This window comes from Bacillus sp. SG20033 (genome assembly GCF_044570195.1).
In the GTDB taxonomy this organism is placed as follows: Bacteria; Bacillota; Bacilli; order Bacillales; family Bacillaceae; genus Bacillus; species Bacillus subtilis.
On the sequence record NZ_CP172606.1, the window covers coordinates 2,068,448 to 2,091,944 of the forward strand.

Sequence of the window (23,497 nt, forward strand, 5' to 3'; positions counted from 1 at the left end):
GCTTATATACAGACATAAAAGATAAAGCAATATGGAGGTTATGATCTATTGCTTATATTAAAGGGAGATCAAAAGCTAAGTACGGACAATATAATGCATTTGATTGGCAAAATTAATGCATTGATTTATGCCAGAGTATCAACAACAGATCAAGCTAATAAGGGTTTTTCAATTGAGTCACAAATAGAAAGGTGTAAAGAAAGAGCAATCTCTAAATTTGGATACAAGGAAAGCGAAATAATTGCGTTAGTTGAACCGGGGGGCATGGGAGATGATCCAAACCGGCCAGCTCTTAATCACGCCTTATATTTATTAGAAAAAGGACTAGGAAAAAAATTCATTGTATTACACCCAGATCGTCTAACTAGAGATAACACCTTACAGGGTGTGGTATCAAGAAGAATATGGGGTATGGGTGTTGATATCGAGTTTATTGAATTTGAAGTAAATCCTCATGATCCTGAATCAATGCTGATGTACAACATTCAAGGTTCAATTGCACAGTACAATAAGGCGAAAATTCATGCTAACTCAAAGCGAGGAAGATTGGCTAAAGCAAAGAAAGGTGAATTTCCTTCATTTAAAAGGTTGTATGGGTACAAATTTAATACAGTGACAGATCTTCCTGAGTATAACGAAGAAGAAAAAGAAATTTTGCTTGAAATGAAGGATATGCTCTTAAACAAAAAAATGTCCTCGAATGAAATTGCTAAAGAACTTTCAAGAAGGGGAGTTGCTGCTCCTAACGGAAAGACTTGGTATCAGGCAACTGTAAGTAGAATGTTGCAGAATGAAGATTACACAGGTGATTTTTATTATGGAAAGTCAAAAGTTGTTCAAATTAACGGTAAGAAGAAACAGGTGCCGACAAACAAAGACGAATGGATATTGATAAAGATTCCTCCAATGTGGGATAAAGCTACACGAGAGCAAATCATTGAGCGATTGAAGAGCAACTTTAAGGGAAGAAGTCGAGCTACTAAAGACTATTTGCTGAAAAACAAGGCGAAATGCGGCCGTTGTGGAGGGGCATGTGGCTCAGGAATAACTTCTAAAACTAAATCAGGCGTATATAAGTATTATTCTTGTAGAGCAAAGACTGCAAAAGGATATCAAAATGGCAAGAAAGTTGTTTCGTGTGAAGGTAAGAACTGGAGAGTCGATATCGTTGATGAAGTTTTTTGGAACTGGTTTATAAAACTCATGAAGAATCCAGAGAAATTTCTAGAATCATTTTTAGAGGAAGCGTCTGATCAAAAGAAAATCGATGATCTCAAAGCAAAAGCAAATCGACTAGAAAAACAACTCGGTGAGATAGATGAAGAAATTGCAAATTATGTAATTCTTTTTGGGAAAGGGAAAATTAAAGAAAGTATGTTCGACCAACTGTCTCAGCCATTGGAACAGAACAAAGAGCATATTGAGAATGAGATTAAAATAATTAATTCACAATTGGCTGCAAATAAACAAACTGAAGACAAAAAACAAAAAATGATCGAGTATATTGGCTCGTTCTCTAAAATGATTAAAAATGAAATTACAATAGAAGAAAAACGGCAATTCCTTGATTTCTTCATTGAAAAAGTAACTCTGTTTGATGATGATCACATGGAAGTTGTATGGAAAAGTTCTTCACTTAATAATGAAAACAGCCATGTGGATTTTCTTAACGGCGAGCAGGGAGGGGAGTTTATAAACTCGCATAAAAGACTAAACCATATTCAAGCATATGGAAGACAAACAGCATGAGTTTATTTTGATACTCGCCGGATATTCACGGGAAATGGATCATTTTCTCTCGTTAAATCCCGGACTCCAATCAAGATTTCCCATCTCCATTGATTTTCCGGATTACTCTGTGACCCAGCTCATGGAGATTGCGAAACGAATGATCGATGAAAGGGAATACCAGCTCAGTCAAGAAGCTGAATGGAAATTGAAAGATTACTTAATGACAGTGAAAAGCACGACAAGTCCCATTAAATTCAGCAATGGACGTTTTGTCAGAAATGTGATCGAAAAATCGATCAGAGCACAAGCCATGAGGCTTTTAATGGGAGACCAATACTTAAAAAGCGACTTGATGACCATCAAAAGCCAAGATCTTTCCATTAAAGAAGAAGCATCTGGATCTGCATAGACCTCTCTGTTTTTGAGAGGTCTGTTTTTTGCTCGTATTTCCGCTTTTCAAAGCAATCGATTTGTGGTATACACATGCAGGGTTTGGTATGATAATACTACTGCCCAATATGCAAAAGAAAGGAACATCCATTTGAACGAACAAGAAACGATTCAGGAGAAAGCCATTTTAGTCGGATGTCAGCTGCCGCATATCACGGATGAGCATTTTGAAAATTCTATGGAAGAGCTAGCATCTCTGACGAAAACAGCAGACGGAAAAGTACTGACCAGCGTCACACAAAAACGGAACAGGGCTGACGCCGCTACATATATAGGAAAAGGGAAGGTAGAAGAGCTGAAGGCACTGGTGGAAGAGCTTGAAGCTGATCTCCTCATCTTTAATGATGAACTGTCGCCAAGTCAGCTGAAGTCATTGGCAACAGCAATTGAAGTGAAGATGATTGACCGCACGCAATTGATATTAGATATTTTTGCAAAGCGGGCGAGAACGAGAGAAGGCAAACTTCAAATTGAGCTGGCTCAGCTGCAATATGCACTGCCGCGTCTGACGGGACAAGGGATCAACCTTTCCCGGCAAGGCGGAGGAATTGGGGCAAGAGGTCCCGGGGAAACGAAACTGGAAACCGACCGCCGCCATATCAGAAATCGCATTCATGAAATCAACACACAGCTTTCCACTGTCATTCGCCATAGAAGCCGATACCGTGAAAGAAGAAAGAAAAACGGTGTGCTTCAAATTGCGCTTGTCGGCTATACAAACGCAGGGAAATCAACATGGTTCAACCGCCTGACGAGTGCTGACAGCTATGAAGAAGACCTCCTGTTTGCCACGCTCGATCCAATGACCAGAAAAATGGTCCTGCCAAGCGGCTACAGTGTTCTTCTTTCAGATACAGTAGGATTTATTCAGGATCTTCCGACGACATTGATTGCTGCATTCCGCTCAACGCTTGAGGAAGTAAAAGAAGCGGATTTGATCCTGCATTTAATTGATTCTTCAAATGAGGATTATGCGGGACATGAAAAAACAGTGCTTGGGCTTCTCGAGGAGCTTGAAGCAGATGATATCCCGATGCTGACGGCTTACAATAAACGTGATCAAAAACTGCCTGATTTTATACCGTCCGCCGGAAGGGATCACATTATGGTCAGTGCGAAATTTGAGGACGACGCTGCAGCCTTTAAAGAAGCGATTCAGCGCTATTTGCGCCAAGAACTGTTAACGTCTTTTGAAGCACATGTGCCGGCAAGTGAAGGGAAGCTCCTTTCCAGAATCAAATCGGAAACGATGGTAGACCGCTTCTATTTTAATGAAGAAAATGAACAGTATGACATATCCGGCTATGTCCAAGAAAAGCAAAGTATCATCGGTGAATTAAAGAAGTATATGTAGGAAGGAAAAATAAAGACATGTTTGACACATTAACACACGGAGAATTATTGAAGAAAACGGCAATGGAAGTGGAAGCGGACATTGCCGGCATTCATAAACAAATAGAAGAAATCAGCGAGCGAAATGAGTGGAGAGTGCTTCAAAGCTATAGAAAACACAAAGTAAGCGACACTCATTTCACGCCGTCTACTGGATACGGCTATGATGATATCGGAAGAGACACGCTTGAAAGCATATATGCGGATGTGTTTGGCGGAGAAGCGGGGCTTGTAAGGCCGCAAATCATTTCAGGCACACATGCCATCTCAATTGCTTTGTTCGGTGTCCTCAGACCGGGGGACGAGCTCCTTTATATCACGGGCAAGCCGTATGATACGCTAGAGGAAATTGTGGGCGTCAGGGGTGGAGAAAACGCTGGTTCGTTAAAGGATTTTCAAATCGGCTATAATGCGGTTGATCTGACGAAAGACGGAAAGATAGACTATGATGCAGTCGCCGCTGCGATCAATCCGAAGACAAAAGTAATCGGCATTCAGCGCTCAAAAGGATATGCGAATCGCCCTTCTTTCTTAATTAGTGAAATAAAAGAAATGATCCGTTTTGTAAAAGAAATCAATGAAAATCTGATCGTCTTTGTGGACAACTGTTACGGAGAATTTGTGGAAGAGCTTGAGCCTTGCCATGTCGGAGCCGACCTGATGGCGGGATCTCTCATTAAAAATCCCGGCGGCGGCCTTGCGAAAACAGGCGGCTACCTCGTCGGAAAAGCGAAATGGATTGAAGCTTGCTCATACCGTATGACGTCACCCGGCATCGGCAGAGAAGCGGGGGCATCTCTTTACTCGCTCCAAGAAATGTACCAAGGCTTCTTTTTGGCGCCTCATGTTGTGTCTCAAAGTCTAAAGGGAGCGGTGTTTACAGCGAGATTCCTTGAAAAACTCGGCTTCACTTCAAACCCGAAATGGGATGCGAAAAGAACGGATTTAATACAATCCGTTGAGTTTTCTGACAGAGAAAAGATGATTGCTTTTTGCCAGGCTATTCAATTTGCATCGCCAATCAATGCTCATGTGACGCCTTATCCAGCCTACATGCCTGGATACGAGGATGATGTCATTATGGCAGCAGGCACGTTTATTCAAGGAGCAAGCATCGAATTATCAGCTGATGGCCCTATCCGCCCGCCGTATGTAGCGTATGTTCAGGGAGGATTAACCTATTCGCATGTGAAGAATGCCATATGCAGTGCAGTGGATTCATTGATGGAAAAGCAATTAATTTAAATTTTTTAAAAATTTCTCTGGATTTGATGTTAAGAATCCTTACATCGTATTGACACATAATATAACATCACCTATAATGAAACTAAGTTAAGAAAAGGAGGAAATTGAGATGAGTGATAATATTCGCCGCTCAATGCCTTTATTTCCAATAGGAATTGTCATGCAGTTAACTGAGTTATCAGCAAGACAAATTCGATATTATGAGGAAAATGGACTAATATTTCCAGCCAGAAGTGAAGGGAATAGACGATTATTTTCATTTCATGATGTAGATAAACTGTTAGAAATCAAGCACCTGATAGAACAAGGTGTAAACATGGCAGGAATTAAACAAATTCTGGCGAAAGCCGAAGCCGAGCCAGCACAAAAACAAAACGAGAAGACGAAAAAACCAATGAAACATGATCTGTCCGATGACGAACTGAGACAGCTCCTGAAAAACGAGCTCATGCAAGCCGGCCGTTTTCAAAGAGGGAATACATTCCGTCAAGGCGACATGTCCCGCTTCTTTCATTAATCCGTTAGCAACTGTTTTGCTATATACATTTACCTTTTAAGAGGAGGAATTTTACCAAATGGCAAAGTACACTAGAGAAGATATCGAAAAATTAGTAAAAGAAGAAAACGTGAAGTATATCCGCCTTCAATTTACTGACATTCTTGGAACAATCAAGAATGTTGAGATTCCTGTAAGCCAGCTTGGAAAAGCGCTTGATAATAAAGTCATGTTTGACGGTTCTTCTATTGAGGGATTCGTTCGTATCGAGGAGTCAGACATGTACCTGTATCCAGATCTAAATACATTTGTTATCTTCCCATGGACAGCTGAAAAAGGTAAAGTAGCACGTTTCATCTGTGATATTTACAATCCGGATGGCACACCTTTTGAAGGTGACCCGCGAAACAACTTAAAACGGATTCTGAAAGAAATGGAAGACCTCGGATTCAGTGATTTTAACCTTGGACCTGAGCCTGAATTCTTCTTATTCAAATTGGACGAAAAAGGCGAGCCAACGCTTGAACTAAACGACAAAGGCGGATATTTCGACTTAGCTCCAACTGATTTAGGAGAAAACTGCCGCCGCGATATCGTACTTGAGCTTGAAGAGATGGGCTTTGAAATCGAAGCGTCTCACCACGAAGTAGCACCTGGTCAGCACGAAATCGACTTTAAATATGCTGGAGCAGTCCGCTCTTGTGATGACATCCAAACATTTAAACTAGTTGTCAAAACAATTGCCCGCAAACACGGCCTGCATGCGACATTTATGCCAAAACCATTGTTCGGTGTGAACGGTTCAGGTATGCACTGCAATCTATCACTCTTCAAAAATGGTGTTAACGCATTCTTTGACGAAAACGCAGATCTTCAGTTAAGTGAAACAGCGAAACACTTCATTGCAGGTATCGTGAAGCACGCAACAAGCTTTACAGCAGTAACAAACCCGACAGTAAACTCTTACAAACGTCTTGTTCCTGGCTATGAAGCACCTTGCTATGTAGCATGGAGCGCGCAAAACAGAAGCCCGCTTATCCGTATCCCGGCTTCTCGCGGCATCAGCACACGTGTTGAAGTACGCAGCGTAGACCCAGCTGCAAACCCATACCTTGCACTTAGCGTATTGCTTGCTGCAGGATTAGACGGAATCAAAAACAAACTGGAAGCGCCGGCTCCAATCGACCGCAACATCTATGTGATGAGCAAAGAAGAGCGCATGGAAAACGGAATCGTTGACCTTCCAGCAACACTTGCGGAAGCGCTAGAAGAATTCAAATCAAACGAAGTCATGGTCAAAGCGCTGGGCGAGCACCTATTCGAACACTTCATCGAAGCAAAAGAAATCGAATGGGATATGTTCCGCACGCAAGTACATCCTTGGGAGCGCGAACAGTATATGTCTCAGTATTAATCTCTCAATCCCTTGGCACTAGTGGTGTCAGGGGATTTTTTGATTTGTTAAACAATTTAATAATTTAATATAGATCCTGTAACACCAGACAAAGGGGCGAAGAATAACGGCATTGACGGCGTGTATGGACCAAAAACAGCAAATACGGTCAAACAGTCCCAGTCAGTAAGTGGCCTTTCTGCTGATGGCATTTATAGACCTAAGACAAAAGCGAACATTGAAGAGAAATTGAAATAATAAAAGAAGCCCTTCTTAGAAAAGAGAGGGGCTCCTTTTATAATTATATTGTTTTAAGGTGTTTTTTAATTTGTTCAGTGACTTGCTTAAGCCATTCTAATGGAGTTATATCATCTTCAGGAAAGTATATACCATCAGCTATTTCCTCTAAAAATTCATTCTTATCTGCTTCAGAATAATCACTATTTACAAATTCAGTTAGTGCGATTAAATCTTTTTCTTTTAGTTTTTGTGATGCTTCATTTAGATATTCATTAAGAGCCTCTTCCGGAGACTCTATATCTTGGTGGAAATGTCCACCGAGAAATCTAAATACAGGATCAGAAATTTCGGTTTCAATCATTACTTATCACCACCAAGAACGATTAACTTCAAATCTAAGGGATAGTACTTATCTTACTCTAAATAACTTTCTGCTATATCAATATCATTTGTCATTTCTAAGTCAGGGTATTTTTCATCTAATTTTCTTAAACAATTAATAAGTTCTTTACTTTGTAAACTTTCAGCTAAATCTTCAAATACCTCACTGATCCAATATAAATCTTCTTTATTACAATTTTCTAGATAGCTAATTGTATTTTCTTCATTTTCTGAGAGCACTTCAATTATTTCATCCCAACTTTTTTGAATTCCATAGTCATCATTAAGATTAAGTTTTTTTCTTTTAATTAATATTGCTTCCATTTTCTTCTCTAAATTCATATTGATCCTCCATACTTTGTCTATGGTTGTTTAGTTGCATCGGGGAAAATGGTTCCTATTTCTCCATTTGTTTTAATAACTCCAACCCTAACACCTTTATACTCTCCGAATATAGTCACACCATTTTCTGCATTAGCGAATTCGGGTAATTCAGCAATCTTTGCACCGGCTGCTGCAATATCAGACTCTTTCCAACTTTCGGGAAACCAAGATTGATTGGAGCCTGATCTTTTTGCTTTCACCTTGTGTCCAGGGACATTACCTACTCTAACACCATTTTCATATACTTTATTTATGTTATAGTCTATATTATTTTTTTCAAGAAATTCAATGTTACTTTGTCCATGTCCTCCACCTTTCATTTTTGAAATATCACCTGTTTTCGGGTTTTTAGTAAAATCACCTATGTCTGAGTGCTTAATGCTACTATCAGGAATATTAACATTAAAACTGCCAGTATCTCTATGATTCCCACTGTTTGGTTTTTCTGACTTGAAGAGTACACTGCTTTTTTCATTTTCTGCAATACGTTTTAATAACGGAGTATTTTTCACGTTAATGGTATTCTCAGCATCCTGAAGAATCCCTTCTAATACAGGAGTGTACCGATTGACAGGAGGTTTGATAAACTGTTTTACGGTCTGACCACTTTGCTTAATTGTGCCACTAGCTACTTTCCCAACTGTAGCAAGATCCTTCGATCCTGTTGAGACAGAGGACTTTCCACCTTTCAATAACAGAAGACTTCCGCCCAAATAAGTAACATAGTGCATCCGTGTATATGCATCCCCGTGAATCATTTTTTTATCCCAATTATCCTTCAATGTGTCAACCATACTTTGAAAGGCAGCTTGATAGTCGTATTCCAGAACTGTATCCAGCACTTTTTGAGGATCTTTGTTAAGTTTGTCAATTGTCCAACCGATATTCCATCCGAATTGAATAGCTCCTTCACCGGTATCCTTGGCAAGATCGTATACACCAACAATTGCCCCTTTAGCGCCATCACCTATGATTCGCAACACTTCTTTTCCGTTATCCATGAAAGCTTTACGCTGTTCAAGAAATGAAACAAATTCAAGCTGTGCAGGGGTAAGATTCTCATAGCCGACTTTCTTGGCAATTTCTAAGTATTCATCCGGGTCCGTAACTCTGTCAGCTAGTTTCTTCTTTAGCTCTTTGATTTCTCGTTCTTTTGCTTCATCTTTCTTGATCTTCAAATAAGCTTCAGTCTGTTTCTCGATATCGCCTTTTTTCTTATGTATATCACTTTCTCGATAAGCTTTGGCATTGTAATGGATGGGTGTAGCATTCTTGCCTTTGCCTGTGGATTCCTCAAGCTTTTGGAAGTCCTTCTTGATGAATTGCTCGTTTGGCTCTGATTGGGCATATTCAGTAACAAGTGCTTCGTCCACGCTGCCTAGTTTATCGACTGTTTTTTTGCGTTTCTCCTCCGCATCGGCGAGTTCGTCTTTAAAGTCCTCAGTTGAAAACAGATCAAGCGGAAGGATATCGTCGATATCATGTAAGATATCTTTCATGGCTTTCTTTTGTTCAGACATAATAGATTTTGACTTGGTGTAGGCGTTAGCCAGCTCGTGTTCTAAGAAGGATTCTTCTATATAAGCATCAGATAAGCTGGCGTCCTCTAGAGTGCCTGAAATGCTTGTCAAGAAAGCAATTTTCATATCAAGTAAGTCAATCCAATTGTCAGCTACACCTGCATGGTCTTGATAAAATGCTTTAATGTTGTCGGCGCCTTTGCAGGAAAACTCACTGTCATCTAAATCAGCTACAGCTTTAAAAGCCTTTTTTAGATTGACCATCTGACTTCTTAATTCTTTGTATTCCTTTGCACGTCTATCTGCTTCTGAAAGCAGTGATTTGGCTTCAAATACTTTCATGATCATATCCTTTCGTTTGAATAGCTCCAACAAGATTTTACCATGGGAAAATGATGAAATAGACACGGATGTGATTCAAAAGTGAGAAATGATTAATTTGATCTGTGTCATTTTACCTATCTGAATTAATTGAAGACCGTTTACGCAGTCAGGCGGTTTCAGTCCATGCATGGATATCGCATAACAAAAATAGCCCTTTAGCACCTTACTTTTTTTGTTAAAATGATGAAAACAGCAAGGGGAGATAATATGGCATTACTACGCTTTATAAGTTTATATGGAATAGCCATCATTATACTGATGGTCATAGCGAATTTTGCTCCTTTTTTGGCGCTGCCATTATACTATGTTGCCATGGCTACATTAGTCTTTCTGATTGTTTATCTGATATATTATTATTCCCAAAAGTTTAGAGGGAGGAAAAAGTAAACAAGCAAAAAGAATTCCAAATATATTTTTGCGCAAACTTTGCACAAAAATATTGTTATAAATCCCATCAAATCAATGATTTAATAGAAGTGATTAACTCCCTCCTAGGTAGTAAGCATATTATTCATAAAACATGCTTTTGACCAAAAATTAAGACCAAAATTTGACCAAAAAAATTAACTAATCATACTTAATGTATTACAAATCTAAACGAATGAATTTGCTGAAACACTTGATAAGTAAGAGTTTTGATTGTTATAGATTAGCTCTTTTATCTAAAGAATCATGTTCCGCACGCAAGTATATTCTTTAGAACGCGAACAGTTGTCTCAGTATTAATCTTTCAACCCTTTGGCACTATTGGTGTTAAGGGATTTTTTATGTTAATAGGTAATAAATTATGGAGCAGCACTGCTAAAAAGCAGGGTCACTTTTATCTATGTCACTAATAAGTCTATGTACTAAATTTTTAATTAGGGAAATAATTCCATGCTTAAGGAAGCAATACGTATAAATAATTCGACAAACTCTGTGATAATTCCATTGTTCAATACTTCTACCAGCAATAATAAGATGAGCAAGGTGGATGATTATCATTGACATAATGACCAAAAAAATCCATAATTACGTTGAAATCTAAATCAATTTTCAAAAAGGTGATTTCTATGAAAAAATTGACTATCTTCTCCGGGGGATTAGGAGCGGTTTTTTCTGTACTGGCTCAACTGTTTGCGGTTTTAGATGACTCTTACACTTTGGGGAACTTATGGTTTTTAGGTGCTTTGGCGGGAATTATAACCATGCTTGCTTCAATCCAGACAAATAATAAACCAGTCTTCAGCATATTATTAATTGCTAGTTCAGTAATAGGTCTACTTGGAACTGGTCTTGTATACATCATACCAACACTTTTCAATATAATAATAATTTATAAATTTTCAAAAGTAAGCCAATGGTAAAATAAAGGTTCTTTTTTTATTTAGTATCCCTTTGACAAGGTCGGTAATGAATCGCAGAATGTTGCAGTTAGGGCTTCCGTGGGCATGATTATCGAACGCCATGTTTCTAGGAGACCGGAATTGAAACATTTGCTGAGACATTTCGTGAAGCTGATCACCAAATGACCATTTTCATAGAGGCACGTCTAAAGAAGCTATCATAGGAGGACAATACTGTGTGGAAAGCTTTAAGTCAATTACTCAAGAAACAGAAAAATCAAAGTCCGCTCGATGAGGGTTATATACAGATTCCAGAAAAGGATATAAATCAAGAATTAAAGCAAGTGATATTTGAGTTGGAGAGCCTGGGGGAAGTAGTATCGAAAAAGCTGCAGAATAAGTATGCAGGTGTTTTTGAAGCTCAGGATAAACCAAATCTCAGCATCAAAGTTTGTAGAGACATAGATGGAGATGTGCTAAATGATTTTACAGCTGAGAGATGTTTTGAAAAAGAATACCGTTCACAAATAGCAATTAATTACTATCAACCTGCAATAGTCTGTGATGATGAAGAATTAGACTGTTTCACAATGGATTTGTGGTATTACTACGGTGGATATAAAGGGACGGGTTGTGGAACTTTATTCGATTTAAATAATAATGACTTAGAAAAAGAAATTGAAGAGGCGCTAATATTTTTACTCAATGACAAACAATTCGAGAAATAAAAAAGAAAGCCGCAAAGAGCTTTCAATCAACTGATGAAGCTAAGAAAAGCTTTTAAGAATTAGCTGACTTGGGTGACAGCGAGTTTTCCGGGAAGGGTGCAGACAACATTAAAGCATTTTATCTTGATCATGCCGGCATTACAGATCAATGTATCGATCGGATTGACATGGAAATTGCTTTCTTAAGCATCATTTCTGCAAAACTTGTAAGTGCAAAGATGTGAAGATGCTTACATAGAAGAGTCCTTTTTAAAACATGAGCTGGCTAACGATTACACAAAATCAAAATTCATTATGTCTGAACAAAAGAAAACGATGAAAGACATTCTGAATAACATCATTGAATAAATATCTTAAGAGGATAAAAAAGTGAATTGGTCAAAGGAATTGAAATATTTAAAAGGGCTATTAGGCTCCAAAACGCTTGCAAAAGATTTAAAAATCCAAATGAATGTTTAAGTATTTGTTTTCAGGTTTAGTGATAACTATGTCTATACTTAAAATTATATCCATTTGATAATCCAGAGAGAAAACCTTAATGTCCCGTTTAATAGGGGAAAGAACTATGATATCTCCTAGTCACCAATATATAAGAAATGGGACAAGCAAAGATTTGTTAGGCGCAACTTTAATTAAATAAAATAGCAATCTTGTGATAATAGTAGCTAAGCTGTTGGTACCCTTGCCAGCAGCTTTTATAAAACGTTTTTTTGACTTTGAGTTGCTCTTTCTTAGTCTGATAAAACTTCTTCATTAGCGTCCGCTTCTCAATCTAGGATATGTGAAATCCTCAATCGCATTGCAAATTCCCGAAAAGCTTTTTCTGTCTTTAAATCAAGTCCAAACTTCATTTTCTCGGCCGTCTAAGAAGCTAATTTACTGTTTCTTCTTTTCAGGTTCCATGTACCGGTCTTTACAGTGTTTGGAAGAAAAAGTGATTCGGGGCATTCATCTTTTTTTATTTCAGCTAGCGAAGTGAAAGACCGATGGCATTTTTCCTGCATATAATAGCTGGAACTATTCAAAAAGGCAGGGAATGAAGTTGAGTGAATGATGTGATTGTAAATGGAGGTTTTGAAACAGGCAATCTGACGGGCTGGGCTTCTGCAAATACGTCCGTTATTAATACTTTTGCCCATTCTGGAAGATATTCCGCACAGTTTTTCAGTAACCAGCCGTATGCTTTTTTAGGGCAGATCGTGCCTGTCGTTTCTGGACAATCTCTGATATTCATCGTTTCGCTTGGGAGAATTGGAAACAATTCAAGTCCCCAAGTAACTATACAAATTTTATTTGTTAACAGTGAAGGCGAAGAGATTGAAGGCGGACAGGAAATTATCATTGCTTCCGGAAATTTGCCAAATGTCTCATTTAATACATGGAATGAAATATATAGAACAATTGAAACCCCCGCTGAAGCAGTAAACGCAGTAGTGGTAATAAGCAAAACTACTTTTGGGTCTGTTCTAATTGATGATGTTTCTTTAATAGAGTCTGCTGGGGGAATTGGACCGACTGGACCAACAGGTGCAACGGGATCAACGGGAGCAACAGGAGCAACAGGAGTAACAGGATCAACAGGAGCAACAGGATCAACCGGAGAAACAGGTGCAACTGGAGAAACAGGACCAACCGGTCCAACAGGAGTAACAGGAACAACAGGAGAAACTGGTGCAACGGGAGCAACAGGCGCAACCGGAGCAACAGGATCAACCGGTCCAACGGGAGCAACAGGATCAACGGGAGCAACAGGATCAACAGGATCAACAGGAGCAACAGGAGCAACAGGAGTAACAGGATCAACAGGATCAACGGGAGCAACAGGAGCAACAGGAGTAACAGGATCAACAGGAGCAACAGGATCAACCGGAGAAACAGGTGCAACTGGAGAAACAGGACCAACCGGTCCAACAGGAGTAACAGGAACAACAGGAGAAACTGGTGCAACGGGAGCAACAGGCGCAACCGGAGCAACAGGATCAACCGGTCCAACGGGAGTATCAGGATCAACCGGATCAACCGGATCAACGGGAGCCACTGGAGTAACCGGATCAACCGGATCAACCGGATCAACAGGAGTAACAGGATTAACAGGACCAACAGGAGTAACCGGAGCCACTGGAGTAACAGGTGCAACAGGTCCAACAGGAGAAACAGGACCAACAGGAGCTACAGGAGTAACTGGTGCAACAGGAGAAACAGGAGCCACTGGATCAACCGGAGTAACCGGTCCAACCGGAGCAACAGGAGCAACAGGAGAAACAGGAGCTACAGGAGTAACTGGTGCAACTGGAGATACAGGACCAACCGGTCCAACAGGAGTTACTGGAGCAACTGGAGCAACAGGATCAACTGGTGCAACGGGAGTAACTGGGTCAACCGGAGCAACAGGAGAAACAGGATCAACTGGACCAACCGGATCAACGGGAGCAACAGGAGTAACAGGATCAACTGGAGTAACAGGTGCAACCGGATCAACTGGAGTAACAGGTGCAACAGGATCAACGGGAGCAACAGGAGCAACCGGATCAACGGGAACAACAGGAGTAACAGGATCAACTGGAGTAACCGGTCCAACAGGATCAACAGGCGCAACAGGAGTAACAGGAGTAACAGGATCAACTGGAGTAACAGGTGCAACCGGATCAACGGGAGCAACAGGAGAAACAGGTGTAACAGGATCAACAGGAGTAACAGGTGTAACAGGATCAACTGGAGTAACAGGTGCAACAGGATCAACGGGAGCAACAGGAGTAACAGGTGTAACAGGTGTAACAGGATCAACAGGAGTAACAGGTGCAACAGGAGCTACAGGCGCAACAGGAGAAACAGGAGTAACAGGAGTAACAGGATCAACAGGATCAACTGGAGTAACAGGATCAACTGGAGTAACAGGAGTAACAGGATCAACAGGATCAACGGGAGCAACAGGATCAACTGGAGTAACAGGAGTAACAGGAGTAACAGGATCAACAGGATCAACTGGAGTAACAGGTGCAACAGGATCAACAGGCGCAACAGGATCAACTGGAGTAACCGGAGCCACTGGAGTAACAGGATTAACTGGATCAACAGGAGCAACTGGTGCAACTGGATCAACAGGAGAAACAGGAGCAACTGGTGCAACAGGATCAACCGGATCAACAGGAGAAACAGGTGCAACTGGAGATACAGGACCAACCGGTCCAACAGGATCAACAGGAGCAACGGGAGTAACCGGAGCCACAGGAGCCACAGGAGCCACAGGAGTAACAGGATCAACCGGATCAACAGGATCAACAGGAGAAACAGGAGCAACGGGAGTAACAGGTGCAACCGGATCAACGGGAGCAACAGGAGTAACAGGAGTAACAGGATCAACGGGAGCAACAGGAGTAACAGGATCAACCGGACCAACAGGAGTAACCGGAGCCACTGGAGAAACAGGATTAACTGGACCAACCGGAGAAACTGGTGCGACGGGAGTAACTGGTGCAACGGGAGTAACAGGATCAACTGGAGAAACTGGAGAAACTGGAGATACAGGACCAACCGGTCCAACCGGATCAACGGGAGCCACTGGAGTAACAGGAGTAACCGGAGCCACTGGAGTAACAGGATTAACTGGACCAACCGGAGAAACTGGTGCGACGGGAGTAACTGGTGCGACGGGAGTAACTGGTGCAACGGGAGTAACAGGATCAACTGGAGATACAGGACCAACCGGTCCAACCGGATTAACGGGAGCCACTGGAGTAACAGGATCAACTGGAGTAACAGGTGCAACTGGATCAACAGGATCAACAGGAGCAACTGGTGCAACAGGATCAACCGGATCAACAGGAGAAACAGGAGTAACAGGTGCAACTGGAGATACAGGACCAACCGGTCCAACAGGATCAACAGGAGCAACGGGAGTAACCGGAGCCACAGGAGCCACAGGAGTAACAGGATCAACCGGATCAACAGGATCAACCGGAGAAACAGGAGCAACGGGAGTAACAGGTGCAACCGGATCAACGGGAGCAACAGGAGTAACAGGAGTAACAGGATCAACGGGAGCAACAGGAGTAACAGGATCAACCGGACCAACAGGAGTAACCGGAGCCACTGGAGTAACAGGATTAACTGGATCAACAGGATCAACTGGTGCAACAGGATCAACCGGATCAACTGGTGCAACAGGATCAACCGGATCAACTGGAGAAACTGGAGTAACAGGTGCAACTGGAGATACAGGACCAACCGGTCCAACAGGAGAAACAGGATCAACTGGAGTAACAGGTGCAACCGGATCAACGGGAGCAACAGGATCAACTGGAGTAACAGGAGTAACAGGAGTAACAGGATCAACCGGATCAACAGGAGTAACAGGATCAACTGGAGTAACAGGTGCAACTGGATCAACAGGATCAACAGGAGCAACTGGTGCAACCGGAGAAACTGGCGCAACAGGAGTAACCGGTCCAACTGGAGAAACAGGATCAACAGGATCAACCGGATCAACCGGAGCAACAGGTGCAACGGGAGTAACCGGAGCAACCGGAGTAACAGGAGAAACTGGTGTAACAGGAGAAACTGGCGCAACAGGAGTAACCGGTCCAACAGGACCAACCGGTGAAACTGGAGCAACCGGACCAACCGGATCAACGGGAGTAACCGGAGCCACTGGAGTAACAGGATTAACTGGATCAACAGGAGCAACTGGATCAACAGGAGCAACCGGAGCAACTGGTGCAACAGGATCAACAGGATCAACAGGAGAAACAGGAGTAACAGGTGCAACTGGAGATACAGGACCAACCGGTCCAACAGGATCAACAGGAGCAACGGGAGTAACCGGAGCCACCGGAGCCACCGGAGCCACAGGAGCCACAGGAGTAACAGGATCAACCGGATCAACAGGATCAACCGGAGAAACAGGAGCAACGGGAGTAACAGGTGCAACCGGATCAACGGGAGCAACAGGAGTAACAGGATCAACGGGAGCAACAGGAGTAACAGGATCAACCGGACCAACAGGAGTAACCGGAGCCACTGGAGTAACAGGATTAACTGGACCAACCGGAGAAACTGGTGCGACGGGAGTAACTGGTGCAACGGGAGTAACAGGATCAACTGGAGAAACTGGAGTAACAGGATCAACTGGAGAAACTGGAGTAACAGGATCAACTGGAGATACAGGACCAACCGGTCCAACCGGATCAACGGGAGCCACTGGAGTAACAGGATCAACTGGAGTAACAGGTGCAACAGGATCAACAGGATCAACAGGACCAACCGGACCAACCGGATCAACAGGTGCAACCGGATCAACGGGATCAACGGGAGCAACCGGAGAAACTGGAGCAACCGGATCAACAGGATCAACGGGAGTAACAGGAGAAACTGGCGCAACAGGAGTAACCGGTCCAACAGGATCAACCGGATCAACCGGATCAACCGGATCAACAGGATCAACGGGAGCTACAGGAGTGACAGGAGAAACAGGATCAACCGGAGCAACAGGATCAACCGGAGCAACTGGTGCAACTGGAGCAACGGGAGTAACTGGAGCCACTGGTGCAACTGGATCAACCGGAGCAACCGGAGCAACCGGTCCAACCGGATCAACCGGAGTAACCGGAGTAACAGGTGCAACAGGACCAACCGGACCAACCGGTTCAACCGGGGCAAATCCACAGCTGTTTTACAGTGAAATAGCAGGCCCCGTTCCGCTTGCTATTAACGGTACTGAAACGTCGATTGGTACTTTAAGTGTGCCAACAGTCGCAGGACAATTAATAAAATTAGACCTTGCCATTTCTGTAGATGTTACAACGACAGCTAACTCAAACTTTACTTTTCAAACCAGAATTTATAGAAACGGAGTATTAGTAGATACACGCTCCGTCCAAAGAAATGTCAACGCTGCAATTACGTCAAGATTTCCAATTGCTACAACGTATGTAGATGCTACAACGGTCACAGGCACGACTTCTTATGAGATTAGGATAATCTTCACTACAGTAAGTAATGTGAGTGGCAGCAGCGCACTAAATCTAGATATAAATGCTATTAGGTTCCCTTAATAATAGAGAATTAAAAAATCACTTTTTTAAAAAAATTCAAGCATATGAAACAAGAAACCTACTTTTAAACAGTAGGTTTCTTTGTCGCGGTATTGAAACCTTATCATGTCTCGGAATATTCCTCCAAAAATTTTTTAAGGTAATAAGAATACTGGTCTGTATCAAACTCGTTGCCGCATGCATGTAAGACCCAAGGCTCTTTCTGATGAGGGATGCCCACTATATATCCTTTTTTTCTGAACTCAAAACATTGAGAAGTATCATATAAATGCCATCCGTTAAAAATATCTTTTCGCCATGGAACATCGTACTGAGTCGCCAGTAATAAACCGTCTAATGCTTGAACTGCTTTCACAGTTTCATCAATTTCATCAAATAATAAATAGTTGTACGTACTGCGGTATTCAATGACTTTTCCGGCTTTTTTAGAAGCCTCCCACCAAATCCCGCTTTGCGGCACTTCTTCAGCTCCTATAACGCCTATCATGCCAAGCTGATCATTGTGCTGAAAGACATGGAGAATATCATAAATAAAGGAACGATTGATGATAAATGTGTCCTGATGTAAATACACTTTATATTTTGAGTCAGAGTCCTCCATTGCCGCCTGGTAGCCGGACGCCATACTGTCTGCGTCTCGGATATTGATTAATTTTACCTTCATATGCGGCGGTACAGAAAGAGACTGAATATGTCTTAGACAGAGATCATAAAGGGTATCGTCATTCACACATGTAATGAAGCTAATTGAATTTTCGTTTGTATGCTGATTCATCTTTTCTCTGCCTTTATGACATATTGATAGGCTCTGGCCTCCTCCTCAAGATCTGCATGGTGAATTCCCATGCATGATCTGACATAAGCAAGTTTGCTGATCATTTTTTCATAATAATGAGTCGTAAAAACAATAGGCTCGATTTGGCTGATCTTGTAGCCTGTTTCATGAAACATCTTTTTCATTTCCTCCAAGGTGAAAAAACGGAAGTGTGTTTTATCGAGCAGCCCTGCCTGTATATACGTCCATTTGCCGGACAGCAGACTTTCAAAAATCGAGATATGTCCGATATTCGGGATGCTTGCCAAGATACTCCCTGTTTCTTTTACGTAAGGCTTGATGTTACCTAAAACTGCCCACGGGTCTATTAAGTGCTCCAGAACATCACCGAAGATAATGTGATCAAATGTGTTTTTTTGAAAAGGCAGCTTCAGTGTTTCAATGTCTCCCGTTATTACTTCGTCAATATAATGTGTTGCTTTTTCGGCAGCTGGTGGATAAGACTCGATCCCATAATAGGAGCAATTCGTTTTTTCCTTCACAGCTGCGCCAAACAAGCCTTCAGCACATCCGACTTCAAGAATGGTTTTCGCATGCGGTTCTATCAGATCAAATAGCTGCCAGTTGATGCCTTTGTAATACTCTTTATCTTTTAGCTCATACTCTTTCATAGAATCAGCAAGTGAATTTTTATTGATTTCCATGATGTTCACCCCCGGAGCCGGTCTGCATCTTTAGAATATCTTCAAAATATTTTTTGTTGGCTAGCATTCTTGAATCATGGGGACGGTATTGCAATGCCGATTCATTATGCTGATAGGCAAGCTGATGCTGGCCGAGTTTATCGTAGCAGACGGCTAATTGCAGGTGGGGAAGCCAGGTCGCGCAGGCGCGGTTTTGAAAAGCCAGGTTTTCTGCTCCTTTGTTTTCTATTGCTTTTTCATACCAATAGACCGCACTTTGAAAATCGTTTTTTTCTAAAAAAGAGTATCCCAGCCTGCAGCAGGTTTCTGCTCTAGGCGGTCCATAGACGAGCGTGTGGAGCACCCAGCTTAATTCTTTTTCCTTCAGCCCCAGTGAATGGTAGCAGTCTGCTAATTTATTGCACGCTCTGATATTATCCTCGACCCATCCCTGCTTCGTTTGTAAAAAACGTAAATAGTACTCAATCGCTTGCTCCATTTTTCCGTGATCACACAACTCGTTCGCATAGTAAAATAAATCTCTTGGAGAAAAATCCTTTCCTGACGAGGCCATTTTTTCATAAATTCGGAGGTTGCGATCCGCGTCATGACTAAGTGGCAGGTGAGAAACCGCTGCATCACTGTGGTGAAGTTTCCCATATACTTCTAGGTATTCATGAACCGCGCCGATCCATTTAAAGCTCTTTTCTCGTTTTACGAGCCGGTATCTCCTTAAGCTGGATGTGACGTTATTTTCTTCATCAAAAGCCAAATGGTATTTCATTGAGACCGCGTCTATATCCGGGTCAAGCGTTCTTTTTAAATCCAATAACAGCTCTTGATCTTTCTTGGTAAACACGTCGTCGGCGTCAAGCCATAAGATATAGTCGGATGTCGCCTGCTGAAACGAAAAATTTCGGGCTGCCGCAAAATCGTCAATCCATTTAAAATCAAAGATTCGGTCTGTATAGCGAGCAGCAATGTCTTTCGTCTTGTCAACTGACCCGGTATCCACAATATTGATCTCATCAGCTATCTCCTGCACAGAATCTAAGCATCGGCCAATAACAGCCTCTTCATTTTTTACAATCATGCATAAACTGATTGAAATCACATCGCCACCTCCGTTTTATTCTGTTTTTTCTTTATGGCATGGACAAACATGTAATCAATATGGGCATGTTTTGACAAGTGATCCAAAGACAAACCAAATTGCCCGGCAAGGAATTGAAGTTCTTGTAAAAAAAGCTGTATGTTTGATACAGTATCGGAGGAATGGGAGGTGATGGATTTTATGTCATAAAGATATTCAGGAAATAGGGTATTTACGTTGCGAGGTGTGATGAAATGTGTGTACGTCGATGCACCACATAATAAAGAGAAAAATGTATCTGCATAGGAAGTATTTGGGATGCTGCAAATCAGCGAGCCAGAAGGCTTTAGATAAACGGCAAGAGTCTCAATTGTATGTCTGGGATTTTTTGAGCAGTTTAAAAGGTCACCGATCAAAATTACATCGAAAAAGGACTCAGGGTAAGGGAGGTCGCATGTTTCCACATCTGCCGAAATGACTTGTTCGTAATAGGGGCTTGCAATGGTCTGTAATAACTCATCCTTTTCAATCCCATACAATAAACAGGATTGCCGGTTCAAAAGCTCTGTCCCCGCAGCTCCCGTGCCGCAACCGATATGTAAGATAGAGTCGGCTTCCGCTGGCACAAGTGCTGTCAGCTGGGGCTGGGAGTCAAAGAATGTTGTTACATCCACCTTCCATTTATCGATGAAGCGTTGCCGGTTTTCTTCATATAATTGACTTATGCTTAAATCTGGATTGCCTGTAAACGTGGCATGACCGTGATGGTGGACAAACGAATCAAGAGCGATTTTTAGCTGATACCCCGCTTGCAGTACGCGGAGGCTTAAATCATCATCTTCAAATGAACCGCCTACAAAACGTTCATCAAAACCGCCAACTCGATCCAACACCTTCTTTTTGACAAGCAGGCAAAATCCGACCAGTCTCAATACAGCTTTTGACCTGCCTCGCTGCTGCAAACAGTAAAGACGAGAAAAATCTTCAATTTCTTCAACGTTTGTATAGTTAACGGGAACTTGCTGCGGACCGCTGACATAATTGCTTACAGGCCCGACCATGCCGATTTTATCATCCTGATAAAGCAGCTTGATCATTGGCTCCAGCCATTGATTTGTTACAACAGTATCATTGTTTAAAAAAAGAATATTGTCCCCTGAGGCAACTTCAAGACCCTGATTACAGGCTTTTGCGAAGCCTTCGTTCGTCTTATTAAAAATCGCCTTAATTGAAGTTATCTGTTTGAGGTAGTCACGTGTACCGTCATGAGAGCCGTTATCTATAACAATTACTTCTATACAGTCATTATTCGTATGCTTCCATATGCTCTCCAAGCATTGTTTTGTTAAAGCTAATTGATTATAAGTCAGAACAATAATACTCGTTTTCACTATAACCTCCGCCCTTCGCCATATCATTCGGATACTATATGTATATCGTAATGTTCAGACGGAATGATTCTTTCCTGTAAAAAGGAGAATGCTGCTTAAACGTAAAAATGTGAATGGTTTTTTAAAGAAAAAGTCGATGAATTTGTTTTACATTTAGTTTTCCCTTAAGGGGATCAACAAGGTTGGGGAATTCAGGGAAATAGGGATGATAAGTTGCCTTAACCAGTTTGTATGAAAGTTATATTTAATTCTTTCTGTATTAAATGGTGAATTAGGAGTTATATATTTAAAGGAGAATACCGATGAGGGCATTATTTTATTTAATACGTTTATAGCAGGGGAGAAGGACGAAATATCGGTCAGATAGAAATTTTTATATAGGTTTCGTGACTTTAACTAACAATCATTATATTGTTCTTCGGCAAAGGGAACTTAAATCAAACTTTCAAAGTGGAGGTAGGACCAAAGGGATCAATTATGATTTATAGAATGTTTTTTGTAACTGAAACTAGTTGAGTACTACTTTAGAAAGAATCATCGTGTACATATAAACAATGAGATAACATAATTTAATGAAATGGACATCAATGATGTTTCCAGAACATTTAACGTAGTTTAAATAAGATTTGATTGACGTATCAGAAATTGAAAAACCGTCCTTAGATGAGCAACATATTGAAGAGATGGATCTTCTAGTCTATGAGGCACTTGAATTTAACAAAGAATTGCTATCGAGACTATTTGAGATGCGTCGTAAATCCACAAATAAAATCTGTTTTTGAGAAATGTTTAATTCTTAAAATGGTTAATCAATTTAAGTGCTTCATTTAAGTCTCTTATAAGCCGATAAAGCTTACTGGAGGACACAAATCATAAAAATCCCCCCTCAAAATTATATTTAAGAAGTGTGACCTCTACTTGCAACTTCAAATGAGCCTTTCTCAATAAAATATCCAATATTTTTACTCCGACTTTAGAAGAAGAGATCATTTGCTCCAACACAAGCCCTCCTATATTAAATATGTAATATTTTATCATATTTAAATGAATAAGGAAGATTAATGTTATCTTAAAAAACAAAAAAGCCTCCTGTTAAATTAAGAGAAGGGTAAGGGAATTATTTTTGAGAATCATATTCCATTGCTTGTTCACAGTCAGTAATCCTTGAGTTGTTCTAGTAAGAGGCAATATTGTTGAATAAGGATAGTTTTAAAGAGGTTATTGTTGTCTTAATATCGAAATAAAGATCAAGTAAGCATGAGGGGAGTTACTTTAATGCATATCACAACAAAAAGGTTATTGATACGTGAATTTGAATTCAAAGATTGGCAGGCTGTACATGAGTATACATCTGATAGTAATGTAATGAAGTATATACCTGAAGGGGTTTTTACTGAAGAAGATGCAAAGGCATTTGTAAATAAAAACAAAGGTGATAACGCTGAAAAATTCCCTGTCATACTAAGAGATGAAGACTTTCTTATAGGCCATATTGTTTTTTATAAGTATTTTGGTGAACATACATATGAAATTGGGTGGGTGTTTAATCCGAATTATCAAAATAAAGGGTATGCTTCTGAGGCAGCCCAAGCTATCTTGGAATATGGATTTAAAGAAATGAACTTACATAGGATTATAGCTACGTGTCAACCTGAGAATATTCCTTCATACCGAGTTATGGAGAAGATCGGAATGAGAAGAGAAGGATTTTTTAAAAAATGTATTCCGAAAGGCAATGAATGGTGGGATGAATATTATTACGCTATTTTAGAGGAAGAGTGGAATTGTAAGAGGGGTAATGCAGGAATTTGAAACCATAACAGCTATAGAACGTAT

Annotated in this window: 16 protein-coding genes and 6 pseudogenes; 13 read left to right on the top strand and 9 right to left on the bottom strand. The window is 41.0% G+C overall.

Going from position 1 to position 23,497, the window contains the following annotated elements:
* Positions 1-48: 48 nt before the first annotated feature.
* The 7 genes and pseudogenes from ACFVP7_RS10815 to ACFVP7_RS10845 all read left to right on the top strand — a co-directional run.
* Entirely contained in the window at positions 49-1,749 is a 1,701-nt protein-coding gene (locus tag ACFVP7_RS10815; RefSeq protein WP_396583236.1) for a recombinase family protein, read from the top strand.
* Positions 1,715-2,140: pseudogene (locus ACFVP7_RS10820) on the top strand (stage V sporulation protein K); the annotation flags it as partial. The gene ACFVP7_RS10815 and the pseudogene ACFVP7_RS10820, both read left to right, overlap by 35 nt.
* Positions 2,141-2,272: 132 nt before the next feature.
* Entirely contained in the window at positions 2,273-3,535 is a 1,263-nt protein-coding gene (hflX, locus tag ACFVP7_RS10825) for a GTPase HflX (RefSeq protein WP_396583237.1), read from the top strand.
* Positions 3,536-3,552: 17 nt separating this feature from the next.
* Positions 3,553-4,818, top strand: a complete 1,266-nt coding sequence (locus ACFVP7_RS10830) for an aminotransferase class I/II-fold pyridoxal phosphate-dependent enzyme (protein WP_029317829.1) — start codon at positions 3,553-3,555, stop codon at positions 4,816-4,818.
* A gap of 109 nt (positions 4,819-4,927) precedes the next feature.
* Complete coding sequence (gene glnR, locus ACFVP7_RS10835; RefSeq protein ID WP_041351964.1) at positions 4,928-5,335, top strand: transcriptional repressor GlnR; 408 nt, start codon at positions 4,928-4,930, stop codon at positions 5,333-5,335.
* Positions 5,336-5,393: 58 nt separating this feature from the next.
* The gene (gene glnA / locus ACFVP7_RS10840; protein ID WP_003231737.1) at positions 5,394-6,728 is read left to right on the top strand and encodes a type I glutamate--ammonia ligase; all 1,335 of its coding nucleotides are present in this window, start codon (positions 5,394-5,396) and stop codon (positions 6,726-6,728) included.
* An 84-nt stretch (positions 6,729-6,812) separates the two neighbouring features.
* Positions 6,813-6,965 (top strand): annotated as a pseudogene (locus ACFVP7_RS10845) (peptidoglycan-binding protein); the annotation flags it as partial.
* Between the two features lie 43 nt (positions 6,966-7,008).
* On the opposite strand, the gene ACFVP7_RS10850 reads toward ACFVP7_RS10845, so the two are convergent.
* The 3 genes from ACFVP7_RS10850 to ACFVP7_RS10860 are packed head-to-tail and all read right to left on the bottom strand — an operon-like array spanning position 7,009 to position 9,574.
* A complete protein-coding gene (locus tag ACFVP7_RS10850; protein WP_338733897.1) occupies positions 7,009-7,308 on the bottom strand; it encodes a contact-dependent growth inhibition system immunity protein in 300 nt (99 codons plus the stop codon).
* Between the two features lie 53 nt (positions 7,309-7,361).
* The gene (locus ACFVP7_RS10855) at positions 7,362-7,670 is read right to left on the bottom strand and encodes a hypothetical protein (protein WP_015383727.1); all 309 of its coding nucleotides are present in this window, start codon (positions 7,668-7,670) and stop codon (positions 7,362-7,364) included.
* A gap of 20 nt (positions 7,671-7,690) precedes the next feature.
* Positions 7,691-9,574 (bottom strand): T7SS effector LXG polymorphic toxin, encoded by a 1,884-nt coding sequence (locus tag ACFVP7_RS10860; RefSeq protein WP_338733900.1) that lies wholly within the window; start codon positions 9,572-9,574, stop codon positions 7,691-7,693.
* 1,094 nt (positions 9,575-10,668) lie between these two features.
* Between ACFVP7_RS10860 and ACFVP7_RS10865 the strand changes: the two genes are divergently transcribed.
* From ACFVP7_RS10865 to ACFVP7_RS10880, 4 genes and pseudogenes are all read left to right on the top strand, one after another.
* Complete coding sequence (locus ACFVP7_RS10865) at positions 10,669-10,962, top strand: hypothetical protein (protein ID WP_338733902.1); 294 nt, start codon at positions 10,669-10,671, stop codon at positions 10,960-10,962.
* A 215-nt stretch (positions 10,963-11,177) separates the two neighbouring features.
* Complete coding sequence (locus ACFVP7_RS10870) at positions 11,178-11,669, top strand: hypothetical protein (RefSeq protein WP_014479885.1); 492 nt, start codon at positions 11,178-11,180, stop codon at positions 11,667-11,669.
* A 24-nt stretch (positions 11,670-11,693) separates the two neighbouring features.
* Positions 11,694-12,008, top strand: a pseudogene (locus ACFVP7_RS10875) (T7SS effector LXG polymorphic toxin); the annotation flags it as partial.
* Between the two features lie 716 nt (positions 12,009-12,724).
* Positions 12,725-13,102, top strand: a pseudogene (locus ACFVP7_RS10880) (NTTRR-F1 domain); the annotation flags it as partial.
* Between the two features lie 1,883 nt (positions 13,103-14,985).
* Here the strand turns inward: ACFVP7_RS10880 and ACFVP7_RS10885 are convergent.
* The 5 genes and pseudogenes from ACFVP7_RS10885 to ACFVP7_RS10905 form a co-directional block, all read right to left on the bottom strand.
* A pseudogene (locus tag ACFVP7_RS10885) lies at positions 14,986-17,208 on the bottom strand (DUF4573 domain-containing protein); the annotation flags it as partial.
* Positions 17,209-17,822: 614 nt separating this feature from the next.
* Positions 17,823-18,494 carry a glycosyltransferase family protein gene (locus ACFVP7_RS10890; protein ID WP_128422244.1) on the bottom strand — a complete coding sequence of 224 codons (672 nt, stop codon included), beginning with the start codon at positions 18,492-18,494 and terminating at the stop codon, positions 17,823-17,825.
* Positions 18,491-19,198, bottom strand: coding sequence for a bifunctional 2-polyprenyl-6-hydroxyphenol methylase/3-demethylubiquinol 3-O-methyltransferase UbiG (locus ACFVP7_RS10895; protein ID WP_071578101.1), 708 nt, complete (start codon positions 19,196-19,198; stop codon positions 18,491-18,493). The genes ACFVP7_RS10890 and ACFVP7_RS10895 overlap by 4 nt, the downstream gene beginning before the upstream one ends.
* The gene (locus ACFVP7_RS10900) at positions 19,185-20,291 is read right to left on the bottom strand and encodes a glycosyltransferase (protein ID WP_029726889.1); all 1,107 of its coding nucleotides are present in this window, start codon (positions 20,289-20,291) and stop codon (positions 19,185-19,187) included. Before ACFVP7_RS10900 ends, ACFVP7_RS10895 begins: the two co-directional genes overlap by 14 nt.
* The gene (locus tag ACFVP7_RS10905; protein WP_375060523.1) at positions 20,288-21,688 is read right to left on the bottom strand and encodes a glycosyltransferase; all 1,401 of its coding nucleotides are present in this window, start codon (positions 21,686-21,688) and stop codon (positions 20,288-20,290) included. Before ACFVP7_RS10905 ends, ACFVP7_RS10900 begins: the two co-directional genes overlap by 4 nt.
* Positions 21,689-22,287: 599 nt before the next feature.
* On the opposite strand from ACFVP7_RS10905, the pseudogene ACFVP7_RS10910 reads away from it, so the two are divergent.
* Positions 22,288-22,404, top strand: a pseudogene (locus ACFVP7_RS10910) (YolD-like family protein); the annotation flags it as partial.
* A gap of 127 nt (positions 22,405-22,531) precedes the next feature.
* Here ACFVP7_RS10910 and ACFVP7_RS10915 read toward each other — a convergent pair.
* On the bottom strand, positions 22,532-22,660 hold the full coding sequence (locus ACFVP7_RS10915) for a hypothetical protein (RefSeq protein ID WP_338733913.1): 129 nt from the start codon (positions 22,658-22,660) through the stop codon (positions 22,532-22,534).
* 276 nt (positions 22,661-22,936) lie between these two features.
* Here ACFVP7_RS10915 and ACFVP7_RS10920 point away from each other — a divergent pair, with 276 nt between their 5' ends.
* Positions 22,937-23,473: a GNAT family N-acetyltransferase gene (locus ACFVP7_RS10920; protein ID WP_128992888.1), complete on the top strand. Its 537-nt coding sequence runs from the start codon at positions 22,937-22,939 to the stop codon at positions 23,471-23,473.
* Positions 23,474-23,497 lie beyond the last annotated feature (24 nt).

What these genes read in the sequence shown, in the direction of transcription:
- ACFVP7_RS10830 (WP_029317829.1), top strand. Translation starts at nt 3,553, where the DNA reads ATGTTTGACACATTAACACACGGAGAATTATTGAAGAAAACGGCAATG.
- glnR (WP_041351964.1), top strand. Translation starts at nt 4,928, where the DNA reads ATGAGTGATAATATTCGCCGCTCAATGCCTTTATTTCCAATAGGAATT.
- glnA (WP_003231737.1), top strand. Translation starts at nt 5,394, where the DNA reads ATGGCAAAGTACACTAGAGAAGATATCGAAAAATTAGTAAAAGAAGAA.
- ACFVP7_RS10850 (WP_338733897.1), bottom strand. Translation starts at nt 7,308, where the DNA reads ATGATTGAAACCGAAATTTCTGATCCTGTATTTAGATTTCTCGGTGGA.
- ACFVP7_RS10855 (WP_015383727.1), bottom strand. Translation starts at nt 7,670, where the DNA reads ATGAATTTAGAGAAGAAAATGGAAGCAATATTAATTAAAAGAAAAAAA.
- ACFVP7_RS10860 (WP_338733900.1), bottom strand. Translation starts at nt 9,574, where the DNA reads ATGAAAGTATTTGAAGCCAAATCACTGCTTTCAGAAGCAGATAGACGT.
- ACFVP7_RS10865 (WP_338733902.1), top strand. Translation starts at nt 10,669, where the DNA reads ATGAAAAAATTGACTATCTTCTCCGGGGGATTAGGAGCGGTTTTTTCT.
- ACFVP7_RS10890 (WP_128422244.1), bottom strand. Translation starts at nt 18,494, where the DNA reads ATGAATCAGCATACAAACGAAAATTCAATTAGCTTCATTACATGTGTG.
- ACFVP7_RS10895 (WP_071578101.1), bottom strand. Translation starts at nt 19,198, where the DNA reads ATGGAAATCAATAAAAATTCACTTGCTGATTCTATGAAAGAGTATGAG.
- ACFVP7_RS10905 (WP_375060523.1), bottom strand. Translation starts at nt 21,688, where the DNA reads ATGATATGGCGAAGGGCGGAGGTTATAGTGAAAACGAGTATTATTGTT.
- ACFVP7_RS10920 (WP_128992888.1), top strand. Translation starts at nt 22,937, where the DNA reads ATGCATATCACAACAAAAAGGTTATTGATACGTGAATTTGAATTCAAA.